The sequence below is a fragment of the Streptomyces sp. NPDC028331 genome, from assembly GCF_055565775.1.
This window is the reverse complement of sequence record NZ_JBVHTR010000019.1, coordinates 73349-96456: the sequence shown is the minus strand read 5'-3', so window position 1 is coordinate 96456 and position 23108 is coordinate 73349. Positions and strand designations below refer to the sequence as shown.

The 23108-nt window shown below is 69.5% G+C and carries 21 protein-coding genes and 1 other RNA gene; 11 read left to right on the top strand and 11 right to left on the bottom strand.

Features of this window, described 5'->3' with window-relative positions; translation table 11 throughout:
• Positions 1 to 317 precede the first annotated feature (317 nt).
• Positions 318 to 1037 (top strand): LPXTG cell wall anchor domain-containing protein, encoded by a 720-nt coding sequence (locus tag ACZ4SW_RS26070; protein WP_468250453.1) that lies wholly within the window; start codon positions 318 to 320, stop codon positions 1035 to 1037.
• A gap of 111 nt (positions 1038 to 1148) precedes the next feature.
• Here ACZ4SW_RS26070 and ACZ4SW_RS26065 read toward each other — a convergent pair whose 3' ends face one another.
• Positions 1149 to 1340, bottom strand: coding sequence for a hypothetical protein (locus tag ACZ4SW_RS26065; protein ID WP_468250451.1), 192 nt, complete (start codon positions 1338 to 1340; stop codon positions 1149 to 1151).
• Positions 1341 to 1604: 264 nt separating this feature from the next.
• Between ACZ4SW_RS26065 and ftsE the strand changes: the two genes are divergently transcribed.
• The 5 genes from ftsE (at position 1605) to ssrA (ending at position 5688) form a co-directional block, all read left to right on the top strand.
• Positions 1605 to 2294: a cell division ATP-binding protein FtsE gene (gene ftsE, locus ACZ4SW_RS26060; RefSeq protein ID WP_103841080.1), complete on the top strand. Its 690-nt coding sequence runs from the start codon at positions 1605 to 1607 to the stop codon at positions 2292 to 2294.
• 28 nt (positions 2295 to 2322) lie between these two features.
• Positions 2323 to 3240, top strand: a complete 918-nt coding sequence (gene ftsX, locus ACZ4SW_RS26055; protein WP_468250449.1) for a permease-like cell division protein FtsX — start codon at positions 2323 to 2325, stop codon at positions 3238 to 3240.
• A 67-nt stretch (positions 3241 to 3307) separates the two neighbouring features.
• On the top strand, positions 3308 to 4468 hold the full coding sequence (locus tag ACZ4SW_RS26050) for a S41 family peptidase (protein ID WP_468250447.1): 1161 nt from the start codon (positions 3308 to 3310) through the stop codon (positions 4466 to 4468).
• 68 nt (positions 4469 to 4536) lie between these two features.
• On the top strand, positions 4537 to 5019 hold the full coding sequence (gene smpB / locus ACZ4SW_RS26045; protein ID WP_468250445.1) for an SsrA-binding protein SmpB: 483 nt from the start codon (positions 4537 to 4539) through the stop codon (positions 5017 to 5019).
• Positions 5020 to 5286: 267 nt separating this feature from the next.
• Positions 5287 to 5688, top strand: a transfer-messenger RNA (tmRNA) gene (ssrA, locus tag ACZ4SW_RS26040).
• 570 nt (positions 5689 to 6258) lie between these two features.
• Here the strand turns inward: ssrA and ACZ4SW_RS26035 are convergent.
• Positions 6259 to 6510, bottom strand: a complete 252-nt coding sequence (locus ACZ4SW_RS26035) for a hypothetical protein (RefSeq protein ID WP_468250443.1) — start codon at positions 6508 to 6510, stop codon at positions 6259 to 6261.
• A complete protein-coding gene (locus ACZ4SW_RS26030) occupies positions 6507 to 7388 on the bottom strand; it encodes an ATP-binding protein (protein WP_468250441.1) in 882 nt (293 codons plus the stop codon). Before ACZ4SW_RS26030 ends, ACZ4SW_RS26035 begins: the two co-directional genes overlap by 4 nt.
• Before the next feature lie 197 nt (positions 7389 to 7585).
• On the opposite strand from ACZ4SW_RS26030, the gene ACZ4SW_RS26025 reads away from it, so the two are divergent.
• The 3 genes from ACZ4SW_RS26025 (at position 7586) to ACZ4SW_RS26015 (ending at position 9622) form a co-directional block, all read left to right on the top strand.
• Positions 7586 to 8347: a helix-turn-helix domain-containing protein gene (locus ACZ4SW_RS26025; RefSeq protein WP_468250439.1), complete on the top strand. Its 762-nt coding sequence runs from the start codon at positions 7586 to 7588 to the stop codon at positions 8345 to 8347.
• The gene (locus tag ACZ4SW_RS26020; RefSeq protein WP_468250437.1) at positions 8344 to 8544 is read left to right on the top strand and encodes a DUF397 domain-containing protein; all 201 of its coding nucleotides are present in this window, start codon (positions 8344 to 8346) and stop codon (positions 8542 to 8544) included. The genes ACZ4SW_RS26025 and ACZ4SW_RS26020 overlap by 4 nt, the downstream gene beginning before the upstream one ends.
• 97 nt (positions 8545 to 8641) lie before the next feature.
• The gene (locus ACZ4SW_RS26015) at positions 8642 to 9622 is read left to right on the top strand and encodes an extracellular catalytic domain type 1 short-chain-length polyhydroxyalkanoate depolymerase (protein ID WP_468250435.1); all 981 of its coding nucleotides are present in this window, start codon (positions 8642 to 8644) and stop codon (positions 9620 to 9622) included.
• 73 nt (positions 9623 to 9695) lie between these two features.
• On the opposite strand, the gene ACZ4SW_RS26010 is transcribed toward ACZ4SW_RS26015, so the two are convergent.
• On the bottom strand, positions 9696 to 10904 hold the full coding sequence (locus ACZ4SW_RS26010) for a PP2C family protein-serine/threonine phosphatase (protein ID WP_468250433.1): 1209 nt from the start codon (positions 10902 to 10904) through the stop codon (positions 9696 to 9698).
• Between the two features lie 517 nt (positions 10905 to 11421).
• Between ACZ4SW_RS26010 and ACZ4SW_RS26005 the strand changes: the two genes are divergently transcribed.
• On the top strand, positions 11422 to 11772 hold the full coding sequence (locus ACZ4SW_RS26005; protein ID WP_468250431.1) for a hypothetical protein: 351 nt from the start codon (positions 11422 to 11424) through the stop codon (positions 11770 to 11772).
• A 98-nt stretch (positions 11773 to 11870) separates the two neighbouring features.
• Positions 11871 to 12191: a hypothetical protein gene (locus ACZ4SW_RS26000; protein ID WP_468250541.1), complete on the top strand. Its 321-nt coding sequence runs from the start codon at positions 11871 to 11873 to the stop codon at positions 12189 to 12191.
• A gap of 50 nt (positions 12192 to 12241) precedes the next feature.
• Here the strand turns inward: ACZ4SW_RS26000 and ACZ4SW_RS25995 are convergent, their stop codons facing one another.
• The 7 genes from ACZ4SW_RS25995 to ACZ4SW_RS25965 all read right to left on the bottom strand — a co-directional run bounded on the left by ACZ4SW_RS25995 (position 12242) and on the right by ACZ4SW_RS25965 (position 23103).
• Entirely contained in the window at positions 12242 to 15142 is a 2901-nt protein-coding gene (locus ACZ4SW_RS25995) for a glycoside hydrolase family 3 protein (RefSeq protein WP_468250429.1), read from the bottom strand.
• A gap of 57 nt (positions 15143 to 15199) precedes the next feature.
• Positions 15200 to 16210 (bottom strand): LacI family DNA-binding transcriptional regulator, encoded by a 1011-nt coding sequence (locus ACZ4SW_RS25990; protein WP_468250426.1) that lies wholly within the window; start codon positions 16208 to 16210, stop codon positions 15200 to 15202.
• Positions 16211 to 16241: 31 nt separating this feature from the next.
• Positions 16242 to 18548, bottom strand: coding sequence for an alpha-xylosidase (gene yicI, locus ACZ4SW_RS25985; protein ID WP_468250424.1), 2307 nt, complete (start codon positions 18546 to 18548; stop codon positions 16242 to 16244).
• Positions 18549 to 18557: 9 nt separating this feature from the next.
• The gene (locus ACZ4SW_RS25980; RefSeq protein WP_468250422.1) at positions 18558 to 19415 is read right to left on the bottom strand and encodes a carbohydrate ABC transporter permease; all 858 of its coding nucleotides are present in this window, start codon (positions 19413 to 19415) and stop codon (positions 18558 to 18560) included.
• On the bottom strand, positions 19412 to 20380 hold the full coding sequence (locus ACZ4SW_RS25975) for a carbohydrate ABC transporter permease (protein WP_468250420.1): 969 nt from the start codon (positions 20378 to 20380) through the stop codon (positions 19412 to 19414). Before ACZ4SW_RS25975 ends, ACZ4SW_RS25980 begins: the two co-directional genes overlap by 4 nt.
• Entirely contained in the window at positions 20377 to 21672 is a 1296-nt protein-coding gene (locus ACZ4SW_RS25970) for an ABC transporter substrate-binding protein (RefSeq protein WP_468250418.1), read from the bottom strand. The genes ACZ4SW_RS25975 and ACZ4SW_RS25970 overlap by 4 nt, the downstream gene beginning before the upstream one ends.
• 120 nt (positions 21673 to 21792) lie before the next feature.
• Positions 21793 to 23103: an MFS transporter gene (locus tag ACZ4SW_RS25965; protein WP_468250416.1), complete on the bottom strand. Its 1311-nt coding sequence runs from the start codon at positions 23101 to 23103 to the stop codon at positions 21793 to 21795.
• Between the last annotated feature and the right edge of the window lie 5 nt (positions 23104 to 23108).

Sequence of the window (23108 nt, the reverse complement as noted above, 5' to 3'; positions counted from 1 at the left end):
GGAGAAAGGCCGCGCAAAACAGCGCTTTGTCGACAAGGCAACTGCCCATCGAGCTAGGGCAGTTGCCTTGTCTGTCTCCGGATGTCTGGGTTTTACATCACACTCACAGCTCCGCTTCTCCCGTAAAAGGCGCCTTATGGGACATCGCGCGCGCAACGACCTTGACGTTGCTTTGAAAAATCGGAAGGGTAAAGCGCGGCATGCGTATATCTGGGGCGCATGTGAACCGGGGGGCTTTCTCACACCACAGCCGTCCCCGAGTGCCGTGGCCCCGGACGCTGCTCCAATGACGATCAGCTACTGGGGGTAGCAGCCTAATGACCAAGAAGACGCGGATCCGGGTGGCGCGCATAGCGGCCGGCGCGGTGATCGCCGCCGGTGCTTCGCTGACCGCCGCGGGTGCCGCCTCGGCGCTCGACATCAAGATCGGCGCGAGCGTCGACAACACCGGTATCGGTGCCGGCGTGAGTGTCAACGACGACCCGACCGACGGGAACACCGGCATCCCGACCGCCCCGGGTCAGCCCAGCGACCCGGGCCAGCCGAGCGACCCGGGCCTGCCCAGCGACCCGGGCCTGCCCAGCGACCCCGGGCTGCCCTCCGACCCGGGTCAGCCGAGCGACCCCGGGCAGCCCTCCGACCCGGGTCAGCCGAGCGACCCCGGGCAGCCCTCCGACCCGGGTCAGCCCACCGGCAACCCGACCGAGCCGACGGACGGTCCCACCACCACCGCGCCCGGCGGCAGCGGCAGCGGTACCGGCACTGGTACCGGCACGGGCACTGGCACCGGCGACAACACCAACCCGGACGGCGGCAACAGCCCCGTCCAGCAGGACAAGGGCTCCTCGGTCCTGACCGACACGGGCTCCGACAGCGGTACCGCCACCTCCGCCCAGGGCGGCGGCAAGCAGCTTGCCGAGACGGGTGCCGGTCAGACCGCGTTCCTGCTGGTCGGCGCGGCCACCATGATCGCCGGCGGCATCGGCTTCCGGGTGCTGCCCCGCCTGGTCGGCGGGCGCGGCGGGGCCGCCGCCTGAGCGAGGGGCGCATCGCGTCACTCACAGGCGTGAGAAACACGTGAGAAGGGCCCGGGGCGGCATCGCCCCGGGCCCTTCCCGTACGTCTGTCCGGTCTGTCGTCCCGCTCCGCTACGCCGTCTGGTGCGCCAGCAGCGCCACCGCCGCGATCAGCACGGCCACCATGGCGATCAGCGCCGCCGGGCTGAGCCCCGACCAGGGGTTCTCCTGCTGAAGGCGCTCCCGGCTGGCACGGCACACGGGGCAGCGGCCCTCACTCACGGGCGCCGCGCAGTTCGCGCACACCAATCGGTCGTACGTCATGCGCCTCGCCCTCCTCGTGCCGCTTTCACGTACACAACGTTTCCGGGAACGCAACAGTTCCCACTCCACTGTGCCAGGTTCCGCGAGCCGCTGCGCGGGCTCGGCCCGTCCCGTGGTCGTGGAGGGCGTCACAGCGCCCCTCCGTACCCCGTGGGACTATGACAAAACGCGCAACTCTCACGTAATCATGACCGGCGACTGCGCTCCTGTACCCGGTTCGCGTATGGTCACGCTCACCTACCCCCAACGGCCCGTGGTGCATCCGTGATCCGATTCGACAACGTCTCCAAGGTCTACCCCAAGCAGACCCGCCCCGCACTCAGGGATGTCTCCCTCGAGGTGGAGAAGGGCGAGTTCGTCTTCCTCGTGGGGTCCTCCGGCTCCGGAAAGTCCACCTTCCTGCGACTGATCCTCCGCGAGGAGCGGTGCAGCACCGGACAGGTGCACGTCCTGGGCAAGGACCTCGCCCGTCTCTCCAACTGGAAGGTGCCGCAGATGCGCCGCCAGCTCGGGACGGTCTTCCAGGACTTCCGGCTCCTGCCCAACAAGACGGTCGCCGAGAATGTGGCCTTCGCCCAGGAGGTCATCGGCAAGTCCCGCGGCGAGATCCGCAAGTCCGTGCCCCAGGTGCTCGACCTCGTCGGGCTCGGCGGCAAGGAGGACCGGATGCCGGGCGAACTCTCCGGCGGTGAGCAGCAACGCGTGGCCATCGCGCGGGCCTTCGTCAACCGGCCCAAGCTGCTGATCGCGGACGAGCCCACCGGCAACCTCGACCCGCAGACCTCCGTCGGCATCATGAAGCTGCTCGACCGGATCAACCGGACGGGCACGACCGTGGTGATGGCGACCCACGACCAGAACATCGTGGACCAGATGCGCAAGCGCGTCATCGAGCTGGAGAAGGGCCGCCTCGTCCGCGACCAGGCGCGCGGCGTCTACGGCTACCAGCACTGAGTTCCACGGAAAGGCTTGAGCAGACGCCATGCGCGCGCAGTTCGTTCTGTCGGAGATCGGTGTCGGTCTCCGCCGCAATCTGACGATGACCTTCGCGGTGATCGTCTCGGTGGCCCTCTCCCTCGCCCTGTTCGGCGGATCGCTGCTGATGAGCGATCAGGTCAACCAGATGAAGGGCTACTGGTACGACAAGGTCAACGTCTCGATCTTCCTGTGCAACAAGAGCGACGCGGAGTCCGACCCCAACTGCTCCAAGGGCGCGGTCACCCAGGAGCAGAAGGACCAGATCCTCTCCGACCTGAAGAAGATGTCGGTCGTCGAGAAGGTCACCTACGAGTCCCAGGACGAGGCCTACAAGCACTACAAGGAACAGTTCGGCGACTCACCGCTGGCCAGCTCGCTCACCCCGGACCAGATGCAGGAGTCGTACCGCATCAAGCTGAAGAACCCGGAGCAGTACCAGGTCATCGCATCCGCCTTCAACGGCCGTGACGGCGTGCAGTCGGTGCAGGACCAGAAGGGCATCCTGGACAACCTCTTCGGCCTGCTCAACGGCATGAACTGGGCCGCCCGCGCGGTCATGGCGATGATGCTGATCGTCGCGCTGATGCTGATCGTCAACACGGTGCGGGTCTCCGCGTTCAGCCGTCGTCGTGAGACCGGCATCATGCGGCTGGTCGGCGCCTCCGGGTTCTACATCCAGGCGCCGTTCATCATGGAGGCCGCGGTCGCCGGGCTCATCGGCGGCACGGTCGCCTGCGGCTTCCTGCTGATCGCGCGGTACTTCATCATCGACCACGGCCTCGACCTGTCCCACAAGCTCAACCTGATCAACTTCATCGGCTGGGACGCCGTCCTGACGAAGCTGCCGCTGATACTCGCCACCAGCCTGCTGATGCCCGCGCTGGCCGCGTTCTTCGCGTTGCGCAAGTACCTGAAGGTGTGACGCACGCCAATGGGGGCGTACGGGCAACCGCCCGTACGCCCCCATGCGTTGTCCTAGACTCACCGGCATGTCAGGCCGTGACCTGTTCTGTCAGCCCCGCCGCATCCGCCACGGGGCGGCCCTGACGTTGGTCTTCGCGAGCGTCCTCGTCGCCGGCGCCGCGACCGGCTCGTTCGACGCGACCGGCTCGAAGAAGCCCCCCGCGGAGTCGGTGGTCCCGGTCGGCCACGACGACGTCACCGAGGCCGCCGCGCGGGCGATGGCCGACGGAAAGTCCCCGATGGAGGCCGCCGAGCGCGCGGTCAGCCGCAGCGGCGACCGGTGGAGCGCCGTCTACTCCCAGGGGGAGTACGAGGAGTTGCAGGAGGCCCTCGACGGCGAGTACACCGGCGTCGGGCTGTCGGCCAGGCGGGAGAGCGACGGGCGGATCGAGGTGACCCGGGTGCAGCCCGGCTCGCCCGCGGCCCGCGCCGGGATCCGCGCGGGCGACCTGCTGCGCAGCATCGACGGCGAGGCCGTCACCGGCAGGCCCGTCACCGAGGTCGTCTCCCTGCTGCGCGGTGACGCCGACGACGCGGGCGCCGGCTCCCGGGTGCGGCTCGGTCTGCAGCGCGGCACGCACGCCTGGAGCGAGGAGCTGCGCCGGGCCCGGCTGTCGACGGACTCGGTGACCGTGCGGCGGCTCGCCGGGAGCATCACCCTGATCAAGGTCACCGCCTTCACCAAGGGCTCCGGGGACCGCGTACGGGACGCCGTCGACCGGGCGCCCGAGGGCGGCGGGATCGTGCTCGACCTGCGGGGGAACTCCGGTGGGTTCGTCGCCGAGGCCGTCACCGCAGCGTCCGCCTTCCTCGACGGCGGGCTGGTGGCGACGTACGACGTCCACGGCGACCAGCGTGCCCTGCGCGCCGAGCCGGGCGGCGACACCACCAGACCCCTGGTCGCGCTCGTCGACGGCGGCACGATGAGCGCGGCCGAACTGCTCACCGGTGCCCTCCAGGACCGCGGCCGCGCGGTGGTCGTGGGCACCCGCACCTTCGGCAAGGGCTCGATCCAGATGCCGAGCCGCCTGCCGGACGGCTCCGTCGCCGAGCTGACCGTCGGCCACTACCGCACCCCCGCGGGGCGCAGCGTCGACGGCCGTGGCATCACCCCCGATCTGGAGGCCGACGACGAGGCGCTCCAGCGGGCCGAGACGGTGCTCGGCGGCCTGGGCGACGTCTCGTAGCGACGCGCCGCACACCGGGTAATCGACTTCCCCGCACACCCCCCTGTAGTGCGAAAATGGGCGGCACTATGGCTAAGGAAAAAGGGCGCAAGCTGATCGCGCAGAACAAGAAGGCGCGGCACGACTACCACATCCTCGACACCTACGAGGCCGGTCTGGTCCTCATGGGCACCGAGGTGAAGTCGCTGCGCCAGGGGCGGGCGTCGCTGGTCGACGGCTTCGTGCAGCTCGACGGGCACGAGGCGTGGCTGCACAACGTGCACGTGCCGGAGTACAGCCAGGGCACCTGGACCAACCACAGCGCCCGCCGCAAGCGGAAGCTGCTGCTGCACCGCGACGAGATCGACAAGCTGGAGTCCAAGGCGCAGGAGACGGGTCACACGATCGTGCCCCTGTCCCTGTACTTCAAGGACGGCCGCGCCAAGATCGAGATTGCGCTGGCGAAGGGCAAGAAGGAGTACGACAAGCGGCAGACGCTCCGCGAGAAGCAGGACCGCCGCGAGGCGGAGCGGGCGATCTCCGCGGCACGGCGCCGGCAGCGGGGCGCGTGAGCGCGTCGCCTGCGGCGGGCATCGGCGGGGAGCACCGGGTGAGCCGGGGAACACGGGCGTGGGCTTGGGATCACGGGCGTGGGCCTGGGACCACGGGCGTGAGCCGGGAACAACGGGGCACCCGATGGTGTTGGACCGGGTACGACGGCGGGGTGACCGCCGGGAATACGCTGGCGACGGGATGCGTTGATCCCGTACGATGGCAACCGCACCGCGCAGCCGGTGCGAGTCCCTCTCCACGAGGGACGCCGATTGAAAAATCAACATGGGGATGATCGGTTTCGACAGCGGCTGTCGAAGCAGGGGAAGCGTGTCGAGGAAGCGGCCATGATCTCGTAAACCACAGGCCGAAAAAAATAATCGCCAATTCCAAGCGCGATCTCTCCCAGGGCCAGCTGGCCCTCGCTGCCTGATCAGGTAGCGAGCAGCGGCTGCCCTACTTAAAGGGAGTGTCAGCCCGGGGATGTTCCCGACCCGGATCCTGGCATCAGCTAGGGAACTAAACCTTGATCCCGGTCACGGGGTGAAGAGGGAAACCAAACAGTGACTGGGCCCGTCGGAGACTTGTCCGCGTGATCTCCGGGGCCGAGAAAAGCACAGCGGACTGCACACGGAGAAGCCCTGATTCTTCACCGTTGGACGCGGGTTCGATTCCCGCCATCTCCACGATCGGGAGGCCACCGGCTTCCTGAACCCCATGTGGGCAAGGCCCCGTCGCTCCAGAGCGGCGGGGCCTTTGTCATGCGCGGATGCGGGCGATGCGTTCTGGCCACCCTTGGGCGGTGCCATCTTGATTAAGGTCAAGCGTCACAACGGTCAGGGTTGGTACGGCTTCGTCGTCAAGACCGCCTACCCGTTGTACACCCCCCGCGTGCAGGAAAGGATTCATGCCCCAGAAGCGTCTAATGTACGTAGAACTGGGTTATTCCGGCGACTTCGGGCTTACCGGCCTGACGGAACAGTTGTGCCTCCCGGATCGCCCCGCTGGCGAGGTGAGGGCCGCGATGAAGCGGGGCCCACACAGTTCGCGGACAATGCGGGTTCCGTCTGCGGCGACGGCTGAATGAGCTGGTCCTCGGTCCCTATGGCCGATGTGAGGGCGGGTATCAATGCGCATGACCTAGGTGGAGCGGGGAGTCATCCCTGTTCCACCAGCCCTTCTACGTGAAGTGCGGCAGAGATCTCGGGCTCGGCTGACTCACCGCGGCCGAGTAAGACGAGGTTGGTCGGTCACGGTGATCAAAGAAACGTCACCTGCATGACGTAGAGCCGTTCGTGTCGGGGGACGATCAGGTAGTTGAAGAAGCCCCCGGACACGTGGGCGAAGCCTCCCTTCGGCCCTTCTCCCTGGTATGCGGTGCCGTCGAGGTAGAAGGCTGCTGCGGCGCGGACCAGTTCGTCCGCCTTCTTTTCGACCTCGGCGAGGAACGCGGGAGGGGCGCCGCCCGCGACGTGCTGTTCGTCCGGGTCGTACTCCCACTGCCAGGTCACGCGGACACCGCCCGCTGGGCCTCGGCTTCGACGGCGGCCAGCTCGTTCATGGCGGATCGGAATGCGGGGTCGTTGTTACTGCTCGTGCCGTGCACTGCGGTGAGTGCGGCGCGGTAGCGGGCGGACAGGTCAGGGCGTCGTTCGATCTCGACCTGTGCCTGCCAATAAGCGAGCCAGTGCCGGAGATGGCCGATCTTTCCATCGGCAATGGCGGCGGTGAGGGCCTGTTCCTTGTGTCGCTCCATGTCACTGATCCGGTGCGGAGCGACGCGAGCCAGCGCGACACGGACGGCCTCGGGAGTCCGTTCCGGTCGAGGGATCAGCTCTTGCCCGTGATCAGGCTGGGTGGTCACGTGAGGCTCCTTCGTCGGGTGCTCTCTGCTGCCTACGGTACTGGCGGGAGCGGACAACAGCACGGGAATCATTCTTGGCGTCGCACGGGTTCCTGCTGGTAGCTGACGTGCGGGCGCCGCCAACTCGATCCAGACCGTCTTGCCGATGCCGCCGGGGCGGGGCTCGGCGCCCCAGGCGTCCGCCAGTGCCGTCACCAGGGCCAGGCCCCGGCCCGACTCGTCGTCCGGTGACGCGTCGCGGGGGGTGGGCAGCGTGTCGTTCGCGTCCGTCACCGAGATGTGGAGGCGGCCCGCCTTCAGGACGCAGCGGGCCCGGATCTCCCGGCCCGGGGGGACCTTCGCGTGGCGGTACGCGTTCGTCATCAGCTCGCTGAGCAGGAGTACGGCCGTCTCCGTCACCTCGTCGGGGAGCTTCCAGGAGGTGGCCTGTTCGCGGAGGAGGGTGCGGGCCCGGCTCACGCTGCGGGCGTGGCGGGGGAGGCGCCACTCGATGTCCTTCGGCACGGCGGAGGGGGAGTCTGGCATGCGGTAGTGGTTCCTTGCGTGTGATTCTCCGTCATTTCGTGGGGCCAGGCTGGTGGTTGCCGCGTAGCCTCCGCGAGTGGCGGAGTGGGTACACAGCGTGGCTGTACACGCTGTGTCGGCGGGAGACCGTTGGGGGTGTCGTGGCTTCGGGGGAGTCCCAGCAGGCGCAGCAGAACTGGCGGTACTGCGGTGGGCAGGTGAAGCTGTGGCGGGAAGAGGCCGGGGTCAGCCGCCAGGCGCTGGCCGAGGAGGCCGGCTACGACTACGAGTACGTCAAGTCCATGGAGTGCGGGAGGCGGCGGCCGACGCTGCGGTTGTTGCAGGCCGCGGATCAGATGTGCAGGGCGCGGGGGAAGCTGGTGGCTGCGCACGAGTTCCTCAAGCCGGAGCCGTTTCCGCAGCGGGCGCAGCAGTACGTGTTGGTGGAGGCCGAGGCGATCACTGTGCAGTGGTACGAGCCCTTGCTGATTCCCGGCCTGTTGCAGACTCCCGAGTACGCGCGAGCGCTGATCAGCAACAACTGTCCACCGCTGGACGACGATACGGTGGAAGAGCGCGTGGCGGCGCGACTGAAACGGCAGGAGAAACTCACGCAGAAGCCTCCGACGCACTTCAGCTTTGTGGTCCATGAGGCCGCCCTGCGCTCCGTGGTCGGCAGCCAGGACGTGATGCACAGGCAGTGCCACCACCTGCTTGAGGTGGGGAAGCAGCGGCACCTCTCGATCCAGGTGCTTCCCTTCTCAACCGCTCCGACGGCCGCGCTCAGTGGTCCGATGGTGCTCGCGGAAACCACCGACCACGAGCGCTACGCCTTTGTGGACGGACAGTCGACAGGGGCCCTGTACTCCGACGGCGACAAGCTCAGTACGCTGACGCAGCGCTATGGCATGATCCGCATGCAGGCGCTTAGCGTTGAGGAGTCGGCTCGGTTCATCAGGAAGGTGGCGGGGGAGCTGTGAGCGGCGAACTGTCATGGTTCAAGTCCAGCTATAGCGACTCCGAAGGGAGCGCCTGCCTGGAAGTCGCGCACTCATGCGGGGAATCCAGCCCAACCGTCCACGTCCGCGACTCCAAGCTCGGAGATCGAAGCCCCCGCTTCGCTGTGTCTGCGGAGGTCTGGAACGTGTTCCTCGCGTACGCCTCCCGCGACGCCTGAGCGTACGGCTCCCCGCCGTAGCGCGCACACAGGCGGTGTGCCGGTTGTGGTGTGCCACCCCATATCGGCGGGACGCCTCGGTTCCTACGGTCCCGGCATGACGCACACCAGAGCCGCACGTCGCTTTCTCGTCCTGGCGAGTCTCCTGGTCGCCCTTCTCGCCGCCCTCCTCACGCCCGGCACGGCCACGGCGGCCTCCCTCGAGGAGGTCACCGGGTTCGGGAGCAACCCCGGTGCGCTGCGCATGTTCCGGTACGTCCCCGGTGGGCTTCCCGCCGGGCGGCCCGTGGTCGTCGCGCTGCACGGGTGTACGCAGGACGCCGCCGGATACGGCACCGGCAGCGGGTGGATCCAGCTCGCCGACCGGTGGGGGTTCTCCGTCGTCCTGCCGCAGCAGCAAAGCAGCAACAACCTCTCGAACTGCTTCGACTGGTTCCAGAGCGGGGACATCGAGCGCGGCCAGGGCGAGGCCGCGTCGATCGCCCAGATGGTCGACCGCCAGCTCGCCGACGTCTCCGGTGACCCGGGGCGGGTGTACGTCACCGGACTGTCGGCCGGGGGCGGCATGACCGCCGTGATGATGGCGGCGTATCCGGAGAAGTTCGCCGCGGGCGGCATCGTCGCCGGGCTGCCGTACGGGTGCGCGCAGGCCGCCGGGTCGCCGTACGTGTGCATGTACGTCGGTGCCACCCAGACCGCGAAGCAGTGGGGTGACCGGGTGCGGGCCGCACGCCCGGGATACGGCGGGCCCTGGCCGACGCTCACCGTCTTCCAGGGGACGGCCGACTACACCGTCAAGCCCGTCAACATGACCGACCTGATGAAGCAGTGGACCGACGTCCACGGCGCCGACCAGACGGCCGACGTCGGCGACACCGTCGCCGGGTACCCCCACCAGGTCTTCCGGGACCCGTCCGGGAACGCCGTCGTGGAGACGTACAGCATCACCGGCATGGGGCACGGCCAGCCCGTCGACCCCGGGAGCGGGAGCGAGCAGTGCGGGGCCACCGGCTCCTACTTCCTCGACGTGAACCTGTGCGCCGCCTACCGGCTCGGGCATACCTGGGGGCTCGGCTGAGCCGGTGCGCGGGCGGGGCGTCGGTTCGAGTGCGCCTCCCCCGAAGCCTGAGCGAAGACGGGGCGATGCCGCGTCAGCGGTGTTGCGGGCGCCATTCGAAGAGCAGGATGGTCGCGTCGTCCCGCAGTCGGTTGTTCTGGTAGTCGAGGATGGCGTGGAAGAGCAGCCGCAGGACCTCGGCGGGGCGCTGGCCGGCGGCGTTGGAGCGGATGATGAAGTCGGTGAACCGGTCGAGTCCGAACTCCGCGCCGTCCGCGTCGCGAGCCTCCACGACACCGTCGGTGTAGAGCAGGACGCAGTCGCCCGGTTCCAGTGTCGTCTCGTGGACCTGCCGGGCTGCCGGGGCGAGGAGGCCGGCCAGGCCGATCGGCGGCTGCGGTGGGCTGTCCAGCGCCCCGTCGAGCACCCGCTCGCCACGGATCAGCAGCGGCGGCGGGTGACCGCAGTTGACCCAGCGCAGCACCCCGGTGTTCGCGTCGAGCCGGCACAGCACGCCGGTGCAGAAGTGGTCGGGCAGCCACTGGGCGAGCGCCTGGTCGACGGCCCCGACGACGTCGGTCAGGTCGTGACCGCCGCGGCGGGCGTTGCGCGCCGCCGCCATGGCGACCGACGTCGTCAGGCCGGAGGCCAGATCGTGACCCATGGCGTCGAGGATCAGGGTGTGCAGCAGGTTCTTGACCACCGAGTGGTCGAAGGCGTCGCCGGCGATGTCGTACGCCGGTTCCAGGACCGCGGTCGAGACGCACTTGCTGCTGCCGATGGTGCGGGGCGGCAGGAAGGCCCGCAGCATCTCGGTGGGCAACCGCATGGTCGCGGTGCGGATGCGGGCGGCGAGCCAGTCGCTGTAGGTGCGCTTGGAGGTGATCAGCATGGCGAACAGATGGGCCAGTATCCGGCTGCGCCGCATCCGCACCCCGTCCAGCGAGGCGGTCCCCACCGCCAACACGCCGAGCCGTTCCGCACCGTCGACCAGCGGCATCCAGAGGATCAAGCCGTCGTCGGCCTCGGTCACCCGCGGGGAGAGCGTGCGGTAGGCCCAGCCGGCCGACGAGCGGTCCACCGCAAGCGGCTCCAGGGTCTCGTCGAGTGGGATGAGAAGCTGTTGTTGCAGGTCGGCGAGGTAGATCTGCGCGGTGTCCAGACCGAGGGCCGAGGCGCACCGGATCGCCAGGGCGGGCAGTTCGACGGGCAGGGCGGTCTGCGCCTCGACGATCAGCTCTTCCAGCCGCTCCTCGTCGACGGCGGTGTCGGGACCGGCGGACGCGTGCGGTGGGTCCGGCACGGGGATCACCCCTTCCGAGCCCAGTCTCACACCGATCCCGGCGTCTCTCACCTCGGGGCCGACGCGGTGCTCACGCGGCCATACCGTCGTATATCGCACATGTCTGCTGAGTGTGAAATGGCCGGCATATGACGGGAGTTGCGACGCTACGATCAGCGGGCGCGCTCAACGCGCCCTCCTTCCCCGGACGTTCCGGGCCCCACGCCTCCGGGGACTGGCCCGAGCCTGAAGGCGGCAGTCACCGGGATCTTGGCTGCCTCGTCCGGAAGGAGGGCGCCGACGGGGTGCCGCCGGAAGCCGAAGAAGCCTCTGCACAAGCGGATCTACGCAGTGATCCGGGAGTTCTGGAGGTGGCTCAACGGGCGGTGACCGGCAGTCCTCAGAAGGCTTGAGGGCTCCCGGTCGGTAACCGCCTACCGGTGAAAGGGGTCCCCGCTTGGATAACCGGTCCGGGCGGAGGCCTCCCCACCATGGAACCACACCGGTACCCCAGTGGCACGACAAGCGGGAGGAACGGTTGAACACGCTGGCACTTCTCCTCGGCACGGTCGCCTACCTGGCTCTCGGCATGGCGTTCCTCACCGCTACCGGCTGCACGCCCGGCGCCCTCCTCGGAGAACTCGGCGGGGGCGCGGACGACCTCGACCTCAACCGGCACGTCCTCGTCGCCCTGGCGATCCTGTGGGCCGCCCTGCTCGTCCTGTGGCCCTTGGCCGCCGCCCTCGACGCCGTGCGGTACGCGCACCATGTGCACTATCTCGGGCACCGGCTCGTCTACCACCCGTGGATGGACTGCACCGACGAAGACGGCTGGTACGGCTCCGACATCTGCGGACGCCGCCCCCTCGCCTGGGTCGTCCGTCGCTGACCCCGCTCGTGGATATCCCGTTGTCGGCCCGGGAGCCGGGCCGTACGGTCAGCGGCATGACCTTACGTCTCCGCCTGCGGCAAGCCCTCCCGGAAGCGATGCGCGCCCGCGACAAAGTCGCGGTGAGCGCCCTGCGCGCCACGCTCGCCGCGTTGGACAACGCCGAGGCGGTGCCGGTGGGCGAAGCCGAGTCGCGCGGCACAGCCCTCGAGGAGTCGCCGGTCGGCGTCGGCGTCGCGGAGGCACAGCGTCGTGAGCTGAGCGAGCGAAGTGTGGCGGACATCGTGCGGGCCGAGGCCGCCGAACGGCTGGAGGCCGCGGACCAGTTGGCCGCCCCAGGCCATGCGGACCGAGCCGCGCGGCTGAGGGCGGAGGCCGCTGTGCTGCTGCGGTTCCTCGAGGATCCGGCGGCCGGGTGAACCGGTGCACCGCGTACCGGCCCGGGTGAGCCGGTACGCGGTCCGGTGCGTCAGCGGAGCGTGAACGTCGAGAGCCGCAGCCCCTTGCTCAGCACCAGGTACACGTCCGCCCGACCCCGCGCTCCCGTCAGTGGAGCCGTCACCGTGTCGTACGTGTACGGCGACGCCGTCCCGTCGAAGCGCGCCGTGCCCACCAGCCTGCCCGTGGGCGAGCCGAGCCGTACCTCCAGCGTCCCGGCCGCGCCCGCCAGCCGCGCCGTGACCGCCGAGGTGCCCGAACCCAGCCGCGTGTCGGCGAACTTCAGCCACGCACCGTCCGCGGAGGCCGACACCGCCGTCCCGCTCGCCTTCGACTCGTCCACCAGGCTGATCGCGTCGTAGTCGTCGAAGTTCTCCGCCCGCGTCACCCCTGAGAGGTCCCGGGGCGGGATCGTCTCGCCGCGCACCTGCAGTGACGCACGCTCGCGGATGTCCGATGACGACGACCCGACCATCACGTCGTACGTCCCCGTCTCCACCACCCACTTGGAGCGCGTGACGTCCCAGTGCGCCAGGTCCGCATCCCGCAGCTTCAGCCGGACCGTCCTGGTCTGCCCCGGCTTCAGCGACACCCGCTCGTACGCCTTCAGCTCCTTCAGCGGCTGCTTGTCACGGGACACCCGCTGGTGGACGTACAACTGGACCACCTCGTCACCGGCCCGCCGGCCCGTGTTGGTGACCTTCACCTCGTAGCCGCCCGAGACCCGCTTCAGGCCGCCGTAGCGGAACGTCGTGTACGACAGGCCGTAGCCGAAGGGGTACAGCGGCCGGCCCCTGTAGTACAGGTACGTGCGGTCCGACTTGATGATGTCGTAGTCCAGGATCGACGGCAGGTCCGACTCCGAGCGGTACCACGTCTGGGTCAGTCGGCCCGCCGGGTTCGCGTCGCCGTACAGCACGTCGGCCAGCGCGTTGCCCGTCTCCTGCCCCGCGTGCGTCGTCCACAGCAGGGCCGGGACCTCCTTCTGCAGGGCGCCCAGTGTGGTGGGGTAGCTGTTCTCGACCACGACCACCGTCTTCGGGTTGGCCTTGCGCACCGCCCTGACCAGCGCCTCCTGTGACGGTGCCAGGCCCATGTCGGTGCGGTCGTGGGCCTCGCGGCCGTTGATCGCGGGCATCGAGCCGACCACCACCACGGCCGCGTCCTTGCCCTTCACCGCCGCCACCGCGTCGTCGACACCGCTGCGGACCACGTCCTTCGAGTAGTGCGCGGCCTTGTCCTTGGCGACCAGGCCGAGCGTGCCGTCCGCGTCCACCGGGCCCAGGTACACCGGGTTCGACCACCAGGACTCGCCGGTCTCGTAGCCCGCGTACCGCAGCAGGTACGTCCCGTCGTCCTGCCGCTCCAGCTTGAACTGCTGCTGTACAAACCAACCGTTCGGCTGCGCCTGGTCGTTGACGAAGTTCGACCAGTTGTAGCCGACGTACTTTCCGTTCGCGGCCGAGCGCAGGGTCACGATGCCCGAGCCCCAGTCGAACACGTCGAACTGCGTGCCGGCACCCGAGTCCGTCGTCTCCTTCAGCGCAGCGCCCGCATCCCCGGCCCCCGCCGTCACGTACTTCCCGGTCGCCGTGTCCTTCAGCGCGATCCGGTCCACGCCCTCGCTGCCCGCCACGGACGTGCCGAGCTTGGCCTCGACGCCGTCCTTCGGTGTCACCGCGTACGGCAGGCTCCCCGAGTACCAGTCCGTGTAGAGGGTGTCGGCGAGCGGGCCGACCACCGCCGCGCTCCCGGACTTCCGCAGCGGCAGCGCGCCGTCGTTCTTCAGCAGTACCGCCGCCTCGGTCGCCGCCTTGCGGGCCAGTGCGCGGTGCGCCGGGCTGTCGATGACGGAGGCGTCGATGGAGCCGTACTTCCCGCCGCCCGGGTCGAACTCGCCGAGCCGGACCCGGATGCTCAGGACGTGGCGTGCCGCACCGTCGACGTCCGACTCCTTCAACAGGCCCGACGACAGCGCCGACTTGATCGCCGCCGTCGTCGGCCCGGAGTCGCTGTCGTTGTCGGTGAAGCTGTCGATGCCGGCCTTCAGCGCCGCCGCGTCCGCCTCGGCCTGGGTGCCGTAGTACTTCTGGCTGCCGACCAGGTTGCCCGGCGCGGCGGCGTCCGTGACGTTCAGCAGGTCCTGCGAGGTCCAGGTGCGGACGGTGTCGTCCATGGCCGGGTTCACCGTGTTGGGGCGGCCGTTGACGAGGTTGTACGAGGACATGACGCCCGTCGCCGCGTCCGCCTCGATCGCCGGTTTGAACGCCTGCTCGTCGTACTCCTTCAGCACGCGCGGGCGCAGCTCGGAGGACGTGGTGTCGCGGTGGACCTCGTTGTTGTTGGCGAGGAAGTGCTTGATCGTGGGTGCCGTCTTGAGGTGGTCCGGGTCGCCGCCGGTCAGGCCGGTGCCGTAGGCGGTGGAGATCGAGCCGGTGAGGTACGGGTCCTCGGAGTAGCCCTCCTCGTTGCGGCCCCAGCGCGGGTCGCGCAGCAGGTTGACCACCGGCGCCCACAGGTTGAGGCCCCAGCCGGCCGGGCGCTGCTGCTGGAAGCCGCGCGCCTCGTCGCCGACCGCCGAGCCGACCTGGCGGATCAGCGCCGGGTCCCAGGTGGAGGCGAGCCCGATCGCCTGGGGGAAGACGGTCGCCTTGCCGAGCCAGGCCACGCCGTGCAGGGCCTCGGTGCCGGTGCGGAAGGACTGGATTCCCAGGCGGGGGATGGCGGGTTCGTACTGGTGGAGGAGGGAGATCTTCTCGTCGAGGGTGAGCCGGGAGAGCAGGTCGTCCACACGCTGGTCGACGGTGAGGTTCGGGTTGCGGAAGGGGTACGCGGGGTCGCCCGCGTGGGCGGGGACGGTGGCGCCGAGCCCCGCGATCAGGGCCAGGGCCACCAGCAGGGTGGTTCTGCGTCTTCCTCGCGTGCCTGTCATGTCGCGGCTCCTTCGGTAGGGCCTTGCAAGGTGACGGATTTCAGGACTTCGGGGGGTTCAGGGCGCCGAGCGCGGTGCCGTGCTCGCGCGCAGCGTGAGGTGCGGAACGAGCAGCGTCGCCTCCGGAACGGCCGCTCCGCCCAGCTTCTTCATCAGCAGCTCCACCGCCCGCTCACCCACCTCGGCGGACGGGATGGCGACGGACGTGACCGGCACCCGGGCGCCCGCGGCCTGCTCCTCCGGGCAGATCGCGGTGACGGACAGATCGCCGGGTACGCGCAGGCCGAGCGATTCGAAGGCGTCGATCAGCGGCTCGAGCACCGCCTCGTTGTGCACGACCACCCCGGTCAGCGCGGGGTGCTCGCGCAGCAGTCGCTCGGCGACCCCGCGGGCGGCGGCCGGCACGGCCTCGCAGGGGTGCACCGACGACACCAGCCGGTGCCGGTCGGCCGCCGCGGTGAATCCCTGCACGACCCGCTGCGCGAACCCGGTGCCCCGCACATACACCTCCGGCGGCGACCCGACCAGCGCGACCACCCGGTGCCCCAGCCCCGCCAGGTGCTCCACGCACAGCTCCCCCGCCGCCATGAAGTCGAGGTCGATGCAGGTCAGACCCTGCGCGGCGGCCGGGAAACCGATCAGCACGGACGGCCGGTCCAGGGCCCGCAGCAGCGGCAGGCGCGGATCGTGCAACTGGACGTCCATCACGATCAGCGCGTCCACGAGCGCCGTGTCCGCCACGCGCCGCAGGCCCTCCTCGCCCTCCTCCTGGGTGAGCAGCAGCACGTCGTGGTCGTGCCGCCGCGCGGCCGTCACCACCGACACCGCGAACTGCATCACCACGGGGACGTTGATCCCGGAGCGCAGCGGCATCACCAGCGCCAGCACGTTGGACCGGCTGCTGGCCAGCGCGCGGGCGCCGGCGTGCGGGCGGTAGCCCAGCTCGCGGATGGCCGCCTCGATGCGCTGCCGGGTCTCCTCGGAGATGGGGCGCTTGCCGCTGAGGGCGTAGGAGACGGTGCTGGGGGAGACCCCCGCGTACCGGGCCACGTCCGTGATCTTCACCATGTCAGTCCAGCTCCTGTGGGGGAAGGAACCATCACTCCGAAACCGGGTCCGCATCCGGTTCCGAGTCCGCGTCCGGATCCCGGTCCGACTCCAGCTCCAGCGACAGGAATCCGGTGCCCGCCGCCGCACGCGCGCTCCGCTCCCCGCCCGCCAGCGCCCACGGGGCCCGGGGGTCACTGCAGGAGGCCCGCAGCGTCTTCCCCTCCCGCACGACGGTGAAGGTCACGTCCCCGACCGGCACCGTCACCTGCGCGCCCTGCTCCAACCGGAACGCGCGCAGGGTGACCCCGCCGGCGTGCGGATAGTCGGGGCGGTCGTCCACCGCGCCGACCGGGATCACCGCACCCGGCCTGACCAGCAGCGGAACGCTGGAGAACCCGTGCCGCTCCCGGACCCAGCGCGGCCCGGTCACCGTCCGCCCGGTCAGGAAGTGGGTCCACTCGCCCTCGGGCACGTAGTAGGAGACGTCGCCGTCGTCGCTGAAGACCGGCGCGACCAGCAGGTCCGGGCCGAGCATGTACTGCCGCTCCAGATGCGCGCAGCCGGGGTCGTCCGGGAACTCCAGCACCATCGCCCGCATCATCGGCACGCCCTCGGCGTGGGCGGTGCGCGCGGCCTCGTACAGGTACGGCATCAGGCGGAGCTTCAGCTTGGTGAAGTGCCGCAGCACGTCCACGGACTCCTCGTCGAACAGCCACGGCACCCGGTAGGAGGAGCTGCCGTGCAGCCGGCTGTGCGAGGACAGCAGACCGAAGGCGAGCCACCGCTTGAACAGCGCCGGGGTCGGCGTGCCCTCGAAGCCGCCGATGTCGTGGCTCCAGAAACCGAAGCCCGACAGCCCGAGGCTGAGCCCGCCGCGCAGCGACTCGGCCATCGACTCGTAGGTGGCCTCGCAGTCGCCGCCCCAGTGCACGGGGAACTTCTGGCTGCCCGCGGTCGCCGAGCGGGCGAAGACCACGGCCTCCTGCTCGCCGCGGTGTTTGCGCAGCACTTCGAAGACGGTCCGGTTGTACAGGTACGTGTAGTAGTTGTGCATCCGCTCCGGGTCGGAGCCGTCCGCGTAGGCCACGTCGACCGGGATGCGCTCCCCGAAGTCGGTCTTGAAGCAGTCCACGCCCTGGGCGAGCAGCGCCTCCAGCTTGGCGGCGTACCAGTCGCGGGCGTCCGGGCTGGTGAAGTCGACCAGTGCCATGCCCGGCTGCCACAGGTCCCACTGCCACACGCTGCCGTCCGGCTTCTTCAGCAGGTGGCCGAGCGCCTTGCCCTCGGCGAACAGCGGGGAGCGCTGCGCGATGTAGGGGTTGATCCAGACGCACACCCGCAGTCCCCGCTCCTTGAGCCGGGACAGCATGCCCTCCGGGTCGGGGAAGACCCGCGGGTCCCACTGGAAGTCGCACCAGTTGAACTCGCGCATCCAGAAGCAGTCGAAGTGGAAGACGGACAGCGGGAGGTCGCGCTCCTTCATGCCGTCGATGAAGGAGGTGACGGTGGCCTCGTCGTAGGAGGTGGTGAAGGAGGTCGACAGCCACAGTCCGAACGACCAGGCGGGCGGCAGGGCCGGGCGGCCGGTGAGGGCCGTGTACTTGCGCAGGATGTCCTTCGGGGTGGGCCCGTAGATGACGTAGTACGTCAACTGCTGGCTCTCCACGCTGAACTGGACCCGCGACACGGCCTCCGAGCCGACCTCGAAGGACACCTTGCCCGGGTGGTCGACGAAGACGCCGTAGCCGGCGTCCGTGATGTAGAACGGGACGTTCTTGTAGGCCTGTTCGGTGGCGGTGCCGCCGTCCGCGTTCCAGATGTCGACGACCTGGCCGTTCTTCACCAGCGGACCGAAGCGTTCGCCGAGGCCGTAGACCGACGTGCCGACCCCCAGGTTGAGCTGTTCGCGCAGGTAGTGGGCGCCGGTCGCGTCGCGCATGATGCCCATGTTCTTGGGGCCGCTGGTGGTCAGGGTGCGGCCGTGGGCGAGGAAGCCGACGTGCCAGGGACCGGTGCGGGCGACGCGTACGGACAGGGCGCCCGCGGTGAGGGTGGCGGTCTCCTCGTCGTACTCGGCGTGCGGCGTGAAGTCGTCGTCCCGCCGGATCTCGAACCGCGGCCCCCGGGGCTGCTCGCCCTCGAAGTGGGTGAAGGTCAGGCCGATGACGTCCGGCATCGGCGCGTGCGCGCTGATCGTCACGACCGGTCCCTTCAGCAGGTCGCCGCGGTGGCGGATGGGCTGGGTCGGCGCATGGATCTCCAGGGCTCCCGGGGGCGTGGTCACGTCCAGGACCTGCACCGGATGGGCCGCGGTGACGCCCTCGCGCAGCAGCCAGTAGCCGTCGGTGAACTTCAAGCGTGCCCCCTACTTGACGGCACCCACGGCGATGCCGCGGGTGAGAGTCCGCTGGAAGACGAGGAAGAAGACGATGGCGGGCAACACGCCCAGCAGGGCGGCCGCATTGGTCATCGTGGCGTCCATCAGGCGCTGGCCCTGCAGGACGCCGAGCGCCACCGACACCGTCTGGTTGTCGTTGGAGATCAGCATGACCAGGGGCAGCAGGAACTCGTTCCACGTCCAGATGAAGAAGAAGACGAGCAGCACCCCGATCGTGGGACGGCTGACCGGGACCACGATCCGCCACAGCACCTGCCACTTGTTCGCCCCGTCGATCCGGGCCGCCTCGATGATCTCGCGCGGGAACTGCCCGAGGACCGAGGAGAGCAGATAGGTGCCGAAGGCGGCCTGGATCACCGTGAAGACGATGATCACACTCAGCCGGGTGTCGTAGAGGCCGGCCTGCTTGCTCAGGTAGTACAGCGGGTAGACCAGCGCCTCCTGCGGCAGCACGTTGGCGAGCACGAAGAAGGCCAGCACCCAGGTGCGGCCCTTGATGCGGCCGATGCCGATCGCGTACGCGTTCAGCACGGACAGCACCGCCGCCAGGACGGCCACCGAGCCGCTGATCAGCACGGAGTTGAACAGCTTCTGGCCGTAGTCGACGCGCTGCCAGAAGTCCTTCAGCCCGTCCAGGTACAGGCCCTTCGGCAGGCTGAGCGGCCCGTGCTGGGAGTACTCGGCGGGGGACTTGACCGCGTTGACGGCGACGATCAGGAACGGCAGCACCATGAACAGGGCCGCGATGCACAGGGCCACGAGAACGGGGTAGCGGCCGAGGGCCGTCCGGGGCCGGGTGCGGATCTCGGTGCGTACGGCGGTCATGCGCGGGCCCCTTCCTCGGCGTCCTCGGCGCGGGTCTGGAGCTTGAGGCCCACCATCGCCAGGACGAGGATGATCGCGGTGAGGACGGTGGAGATCGCGGCGCCGTACCCGGCCTGCGTCTTCTCGAAGAAGGTGGTGAAGGAGAAGTAGGACGGGACGTCGGTGGCACCGCCCGGGCCGCCCTTCGTCAGCACGTACACCGCCCCGAACACCTTCAGCGCCGCGACCGTGCACCAGGTCAGCACCACGTAGATCTCCGGCCTGATCTGCGGCAGCGTGATGTGCCAGAAGCGGCGCCACCAGCCGGCGCCGTCCAGTTCGGCCGCCTCGTAGAGCTGCGGGTCGACCCGCTGGAGCCCGGCCATGAAGACGACGAGCGGGAAGCCGAGCTGCACCCACACCATCACTCCCATGACGCTGTAGAGCGCGACGTCCGGGTCGCCGAGCCAGTCCTGCTGCCAGGAGCCGAGCCCGACCGCCTTCAGCAACGCGTTCAGGGAGCCGTTGTCGGGGGCGAGGATCCAGCTCCAGACGATGCCGGCGACCGCGATCGGCAGCACCTGAGGCAGGTAGAAGCAGGCCCGCAGCACGGCGGCCGTCTTGCTGCCGAAGTGCTTGCCGATGTAGTCGAACAACGCGGCGGCGAGGACCAGCCCGATCATCGTCGGCACGACCGCCATGGCGACGACCATGAACAGGCTGTGCCGGAACGACGCCCAGAACTCGCTGTCGTCCAGCAGTTGCCGGTAGTTGGCGAGCCCGGTCCACTTCGGCGAGCCGACACCGCTCCACTCGGTGAAGCTCACGCCCGTGTTCATCAGGAACGGGACGATGATCACGGCGAGGAACGCGAGGACACCCGGGAGCAGGAAGAGCGCGTACGACGTCTGGGCGCGGGGGCGGCGCGGGCCGGTGTGCGGGCGCTTGCCGACGGCCCGCGCGCCCCGTTCGACGGTGATCGTCATTGCTTCGGCGCGCCCTGGTCGTACGCCTTCTGCAGCGCGCTGAGATAGGCGTCCGGCTGTTCACTGCCGGTGATCAGCTTCTGCGTCTCGGAGACGAGGGTGTCGTAGAAGCCGGGGACGGGCCAGTCGGGGTAGAACGCCAGGCCGTCGCGCTGGGAGAGCGTGTTGAAGTTGGCGATGAGGGTCTTGGACTGCGGGTCGGTGATGGCGTTCGGGTCGGCCGCGACCGGGACGCCGCCCTTGTTGCCGAGCAGGTTCTGGATCTTCGGCGACATGGTGATGTCGATGAAGTCGTAGGCGAGGTCCTTGTTCTTGGCGCCCTTGGGCACGACCCAGAGGTTGCCGCCGGAGCCGAGGGTGAGGTTGGAGCCCGGCCAGAGCATGGTGCCCCAGTCGAACTTGTTGTCCGACTTGAAGCGGCCGTACCACCAGCTTCCGCTGAACAGGATCGGGTTCTTGCCCTGGATGAACGCGACGCCCGCGTCCTCGGCCTTGGTGCCGCTGGACGTCTTGCCGATGTAGCCCTTCTTCACCCAGTCGGCGAAGGTGGTCGCGCCGTACGTCCAGGCCGCGTCGTGGAAGTCGGTCTTGCCCTTGTACAGCTCGTAACTGTCGACCCAGGAGCGGTCGGCCTTCGACAGCGCGAGCTGGTACAGGTACTGCTGGGCCATGTACTCGGCGCCGGCGTTGGCGAGCGGGGTGATCCCCTTGGCGACGAACTTGTCCATCGCGGAGGTCAGGTCGTCGAACGTCTTCGGCTCGGCGATCCCGTACTTCTTGAACAGGTCCTTGTTGTAGAAGACCATGGTGTACTCGGCGTAGTTGGGCACTCCGTACCACTTGCCGGAGCCCATGACGCCGTTCGCGTCGTACTGACTCGTGGTCTTCACGCCCGCGCTGAGCTTCTTGTCCCAGCCGCGCTTGGTGACCTCGGCGGTCAGATCAGTGAGAAGTCCCTGCTTGGACAGCAGGCCCGCCGTCGCGTTGCCCTTGTTGTACTCCATGATGTCGGGTGCGTCGGAGGAGTTGAGCACCATGGGCGCGGTCTTCTGGATCTGTTCGAAGCCCTTCTCCTCGAACTTCACCTTCACGCCCGGGTGTTTGGCCTCGAACTCCTTGATGGCCTCGTTCCAGGCGGCGCCCATCGCGCTGTCCGGACCCTCGTAGTGCCACAGCTTGAGCGTCTTGCCGTCGGAAGAACCGCTGTCCGAGCCACCGCAGGAGGCCAGGAGCAGGGATCCGGACAGGACCGCCGCAGCCGTCGCCACCACACGTCGTCGTGCCGTCAACATCCAGTGCCTCCAGGGGAGTCGGATGGGTATCGCAGATATCACGCAGCGTCCGTCGAATCGCTTCGATGCGTGCTGTCGAAGCGCTTCGACGGGCGAAGGTATGTGGGGGCTCCGGCGGCGTCAATGGGGGGCGCAGGAATCGGTGCGGATTCTTTTGAGCAGCCTGTGGCCCAGGCTGGTCGTCAGGGCGAGGCCGGCGGCGGCCGTGGGGAGGGTGAAACCCGCGGTCGGGGAGAGGTGCTCGACCGTCCAGCCGCCGGTGGCGGAGCCGCAGGCCACACCACCCAGGAGAGCCGTCACGGCGAGGGTCATGCCCTCGTTCAGCCGGCCCTCGGGGGTGCGCCGCTGGACCAGGGTCATCGCGGTGACCATCGTCGGGGCGGTGGCCATGCCCGCGAGCAGGAGGGCGGGCGCGAGGGCGAGGAGGGAGCCGGAGGTGCGCGCCGCCAGCAGGGGCAGGGCCATGAGGGCGGTCATCGCCGCGAGGCACCACGTGTAACGGCGCTCGGCGGGACCGGCGGGCCGCAGCGTGCCGTACAGCAGACCGGCGGCGCACGATCCGGCGGCCTGCAGGGCCAGGACCGGGCCGGCGGCCGCCTTGTGACCCTGTGCGTCCGCGAACGCCACGGTGACGACCTCCATCGCGCCGAAGATCGCGCCGGTGGCGAGGAGACCGAGCAGGAGCGGCGGCATGCCGGGGGCGCGCAGCGGGGGCCGGCCGGCCGGGCGGGGGCTCGGCGGCGGTTCCGTGGCGCGCCGGCTGGTGAAGATCAGCATGCCGGTGAGCAGCAGGAAGGCACCGGTCAGGGTGCCGGCCTCCGGGAAGATCCGGGTGCAGAGGAAGGCGGCGAGCACCGGGCCGAGCAGGTAGCACAGCTCGTCGGCGGCCTGCTCGAAGGAGTTCGCCGTGTGCAGGGCCTCGGGGGCGGTGCGGAACAGGTGGGCCCAGCGGGCGCGGGACAGGCCGCCGATGTTCGGGGTGGTGGCGGTGGCGGTGTAGGCGGCGAACAGGGTCCAGTCGGGAGCGCCGTAGTGCACGCACAGGGCCAGCGCGAGGCTCCCGAGCAGCGCGAACAGGGTGGCGGGCAGGGCGATCCGGGCCTGGCCGTGACGGTCGACGAGGCGCGCGACCCAGGGCGCGGCCAGGGCCGTGGCCACGAGACCGGTGGCGGTGACCGCTCCGGCGAGGGCGTACGAGCCCCGGGACCCGGCGACCATGATGACCGCGCTCACGCTGAACATGCCCGTGGGGAGCCGGGCGATAAGGTTCCCGATCGTGAAGGCACGGGTGCCGGGGTGAGTGAACAGACGGCGGTAGGGGTTGCGCGGGGCGGGCGCCCCGCCGGCGGTGCGCGGGGTGAAGTCGGCGGCGACCAGGGCGTCCTGGACGACGGTGAGCAGGGGTGGTCTACGGGAGGAGGGGTGCGGCATGCAGG

Coding starts and splice junctions, on each gene's coding strand:
- ACZ4SW_RS26050 (WP_468250447.1), top strand. CDS start 3,308: ATGTCAGGCCGTGACCTGTTCTGTCAGCCCCGCCGCATCCGCCACGGG.
- ACZ4SW_RS26015 (WP_468250435.1), top strand. CDS start 8,642: ATGACGCACACCAGAGCCGCACGTCGCTTTCTCGTCCTGGCGAGTCTC.
- ACZ4SW_RS25995 (WP_468250429.1), bottom strand. CDS start 15,142: ATGACAGGCACGCGAGGAAGACGCAGAACCACCCTGCTGGTGGCCCTG.
- ftsX (WP_468250449.1), top strand. CDS start 2,323: ATGCGCGCGCAGTTCGTTCTGTCGGAGATCGGTGTCGGTCTCCGCCGC.
- ACZ4SW_RS26000 (WP_468250541.1), top strand. CDS start 11,871: ATGCGCGCCCGCGACAAAGTCGCGGTGAGCGCCCTGCGCGCCACGCTC.
- ACZ4SW_RS25980 (WP_468250422.1), bottom strand. CDS start 19,415: ATGACCGCCGTACGCACCGAGATCCGCACCCGGCCCCGGACGGCCCTC.
- smpB (WP_468250445.1), top strand. CDS start 4,537: ATGGCTAAGGAAAAAGGGCGCAAGCTGATCGCGCAGAACAAGAAGGCG.
- ACZ4SW_RS25975 (WP_468250420.1), bottom strand. CDS start 20,380: ATGACGATCACCGTCGAACGGGGCGCGCGGGCCGTCGGCAAGCGCCCG.
- ACZ4SW_RS25965 (WP_468250416.1), bottom strand. CDS start 23,103: ATGCCGCACCCCTCCTCCCGTAGACCACCCCTGCTCACCGTCGTCCAG.
- ACZ4SW_RS26065 (WP_468250451.1), bottom strand. CDS start 1,340: ATGACGTACGACCGATTGGTGTGCGCGAACTGCGCGGCGCCCGTGAGT.
- ACZ4SW_RS25990 (WP_468250426.1), bottom strand. CDS start 16,210: ATGGTGAAGATCACGGACGTGGCCCGGTACGCGGGGGTCTCCCCCAGC.
- ACZ4SW_RS26030 (WP_468250441.1), bottom strand. CDS start 7,388: ATGCCAGACTCCCCCTCCGCCGTGCCGAAGGACATCGAGTGGCGCCTC.
- ACZ4SW_RS25970 (WP_468250418.1), bottom strand. CDS start 21,672: ATGTTGACGGCACGACGACGTGTGGTGGCGACGGCTGCGGCGGTCCTG.
- ACZ4SW_RS26070 (WP_468250453.1), top strand. CDS start 318: ATGACCAAGAAGACGCGGATCCGGGTGGCGCGCATAGCGGCCGGCGCG.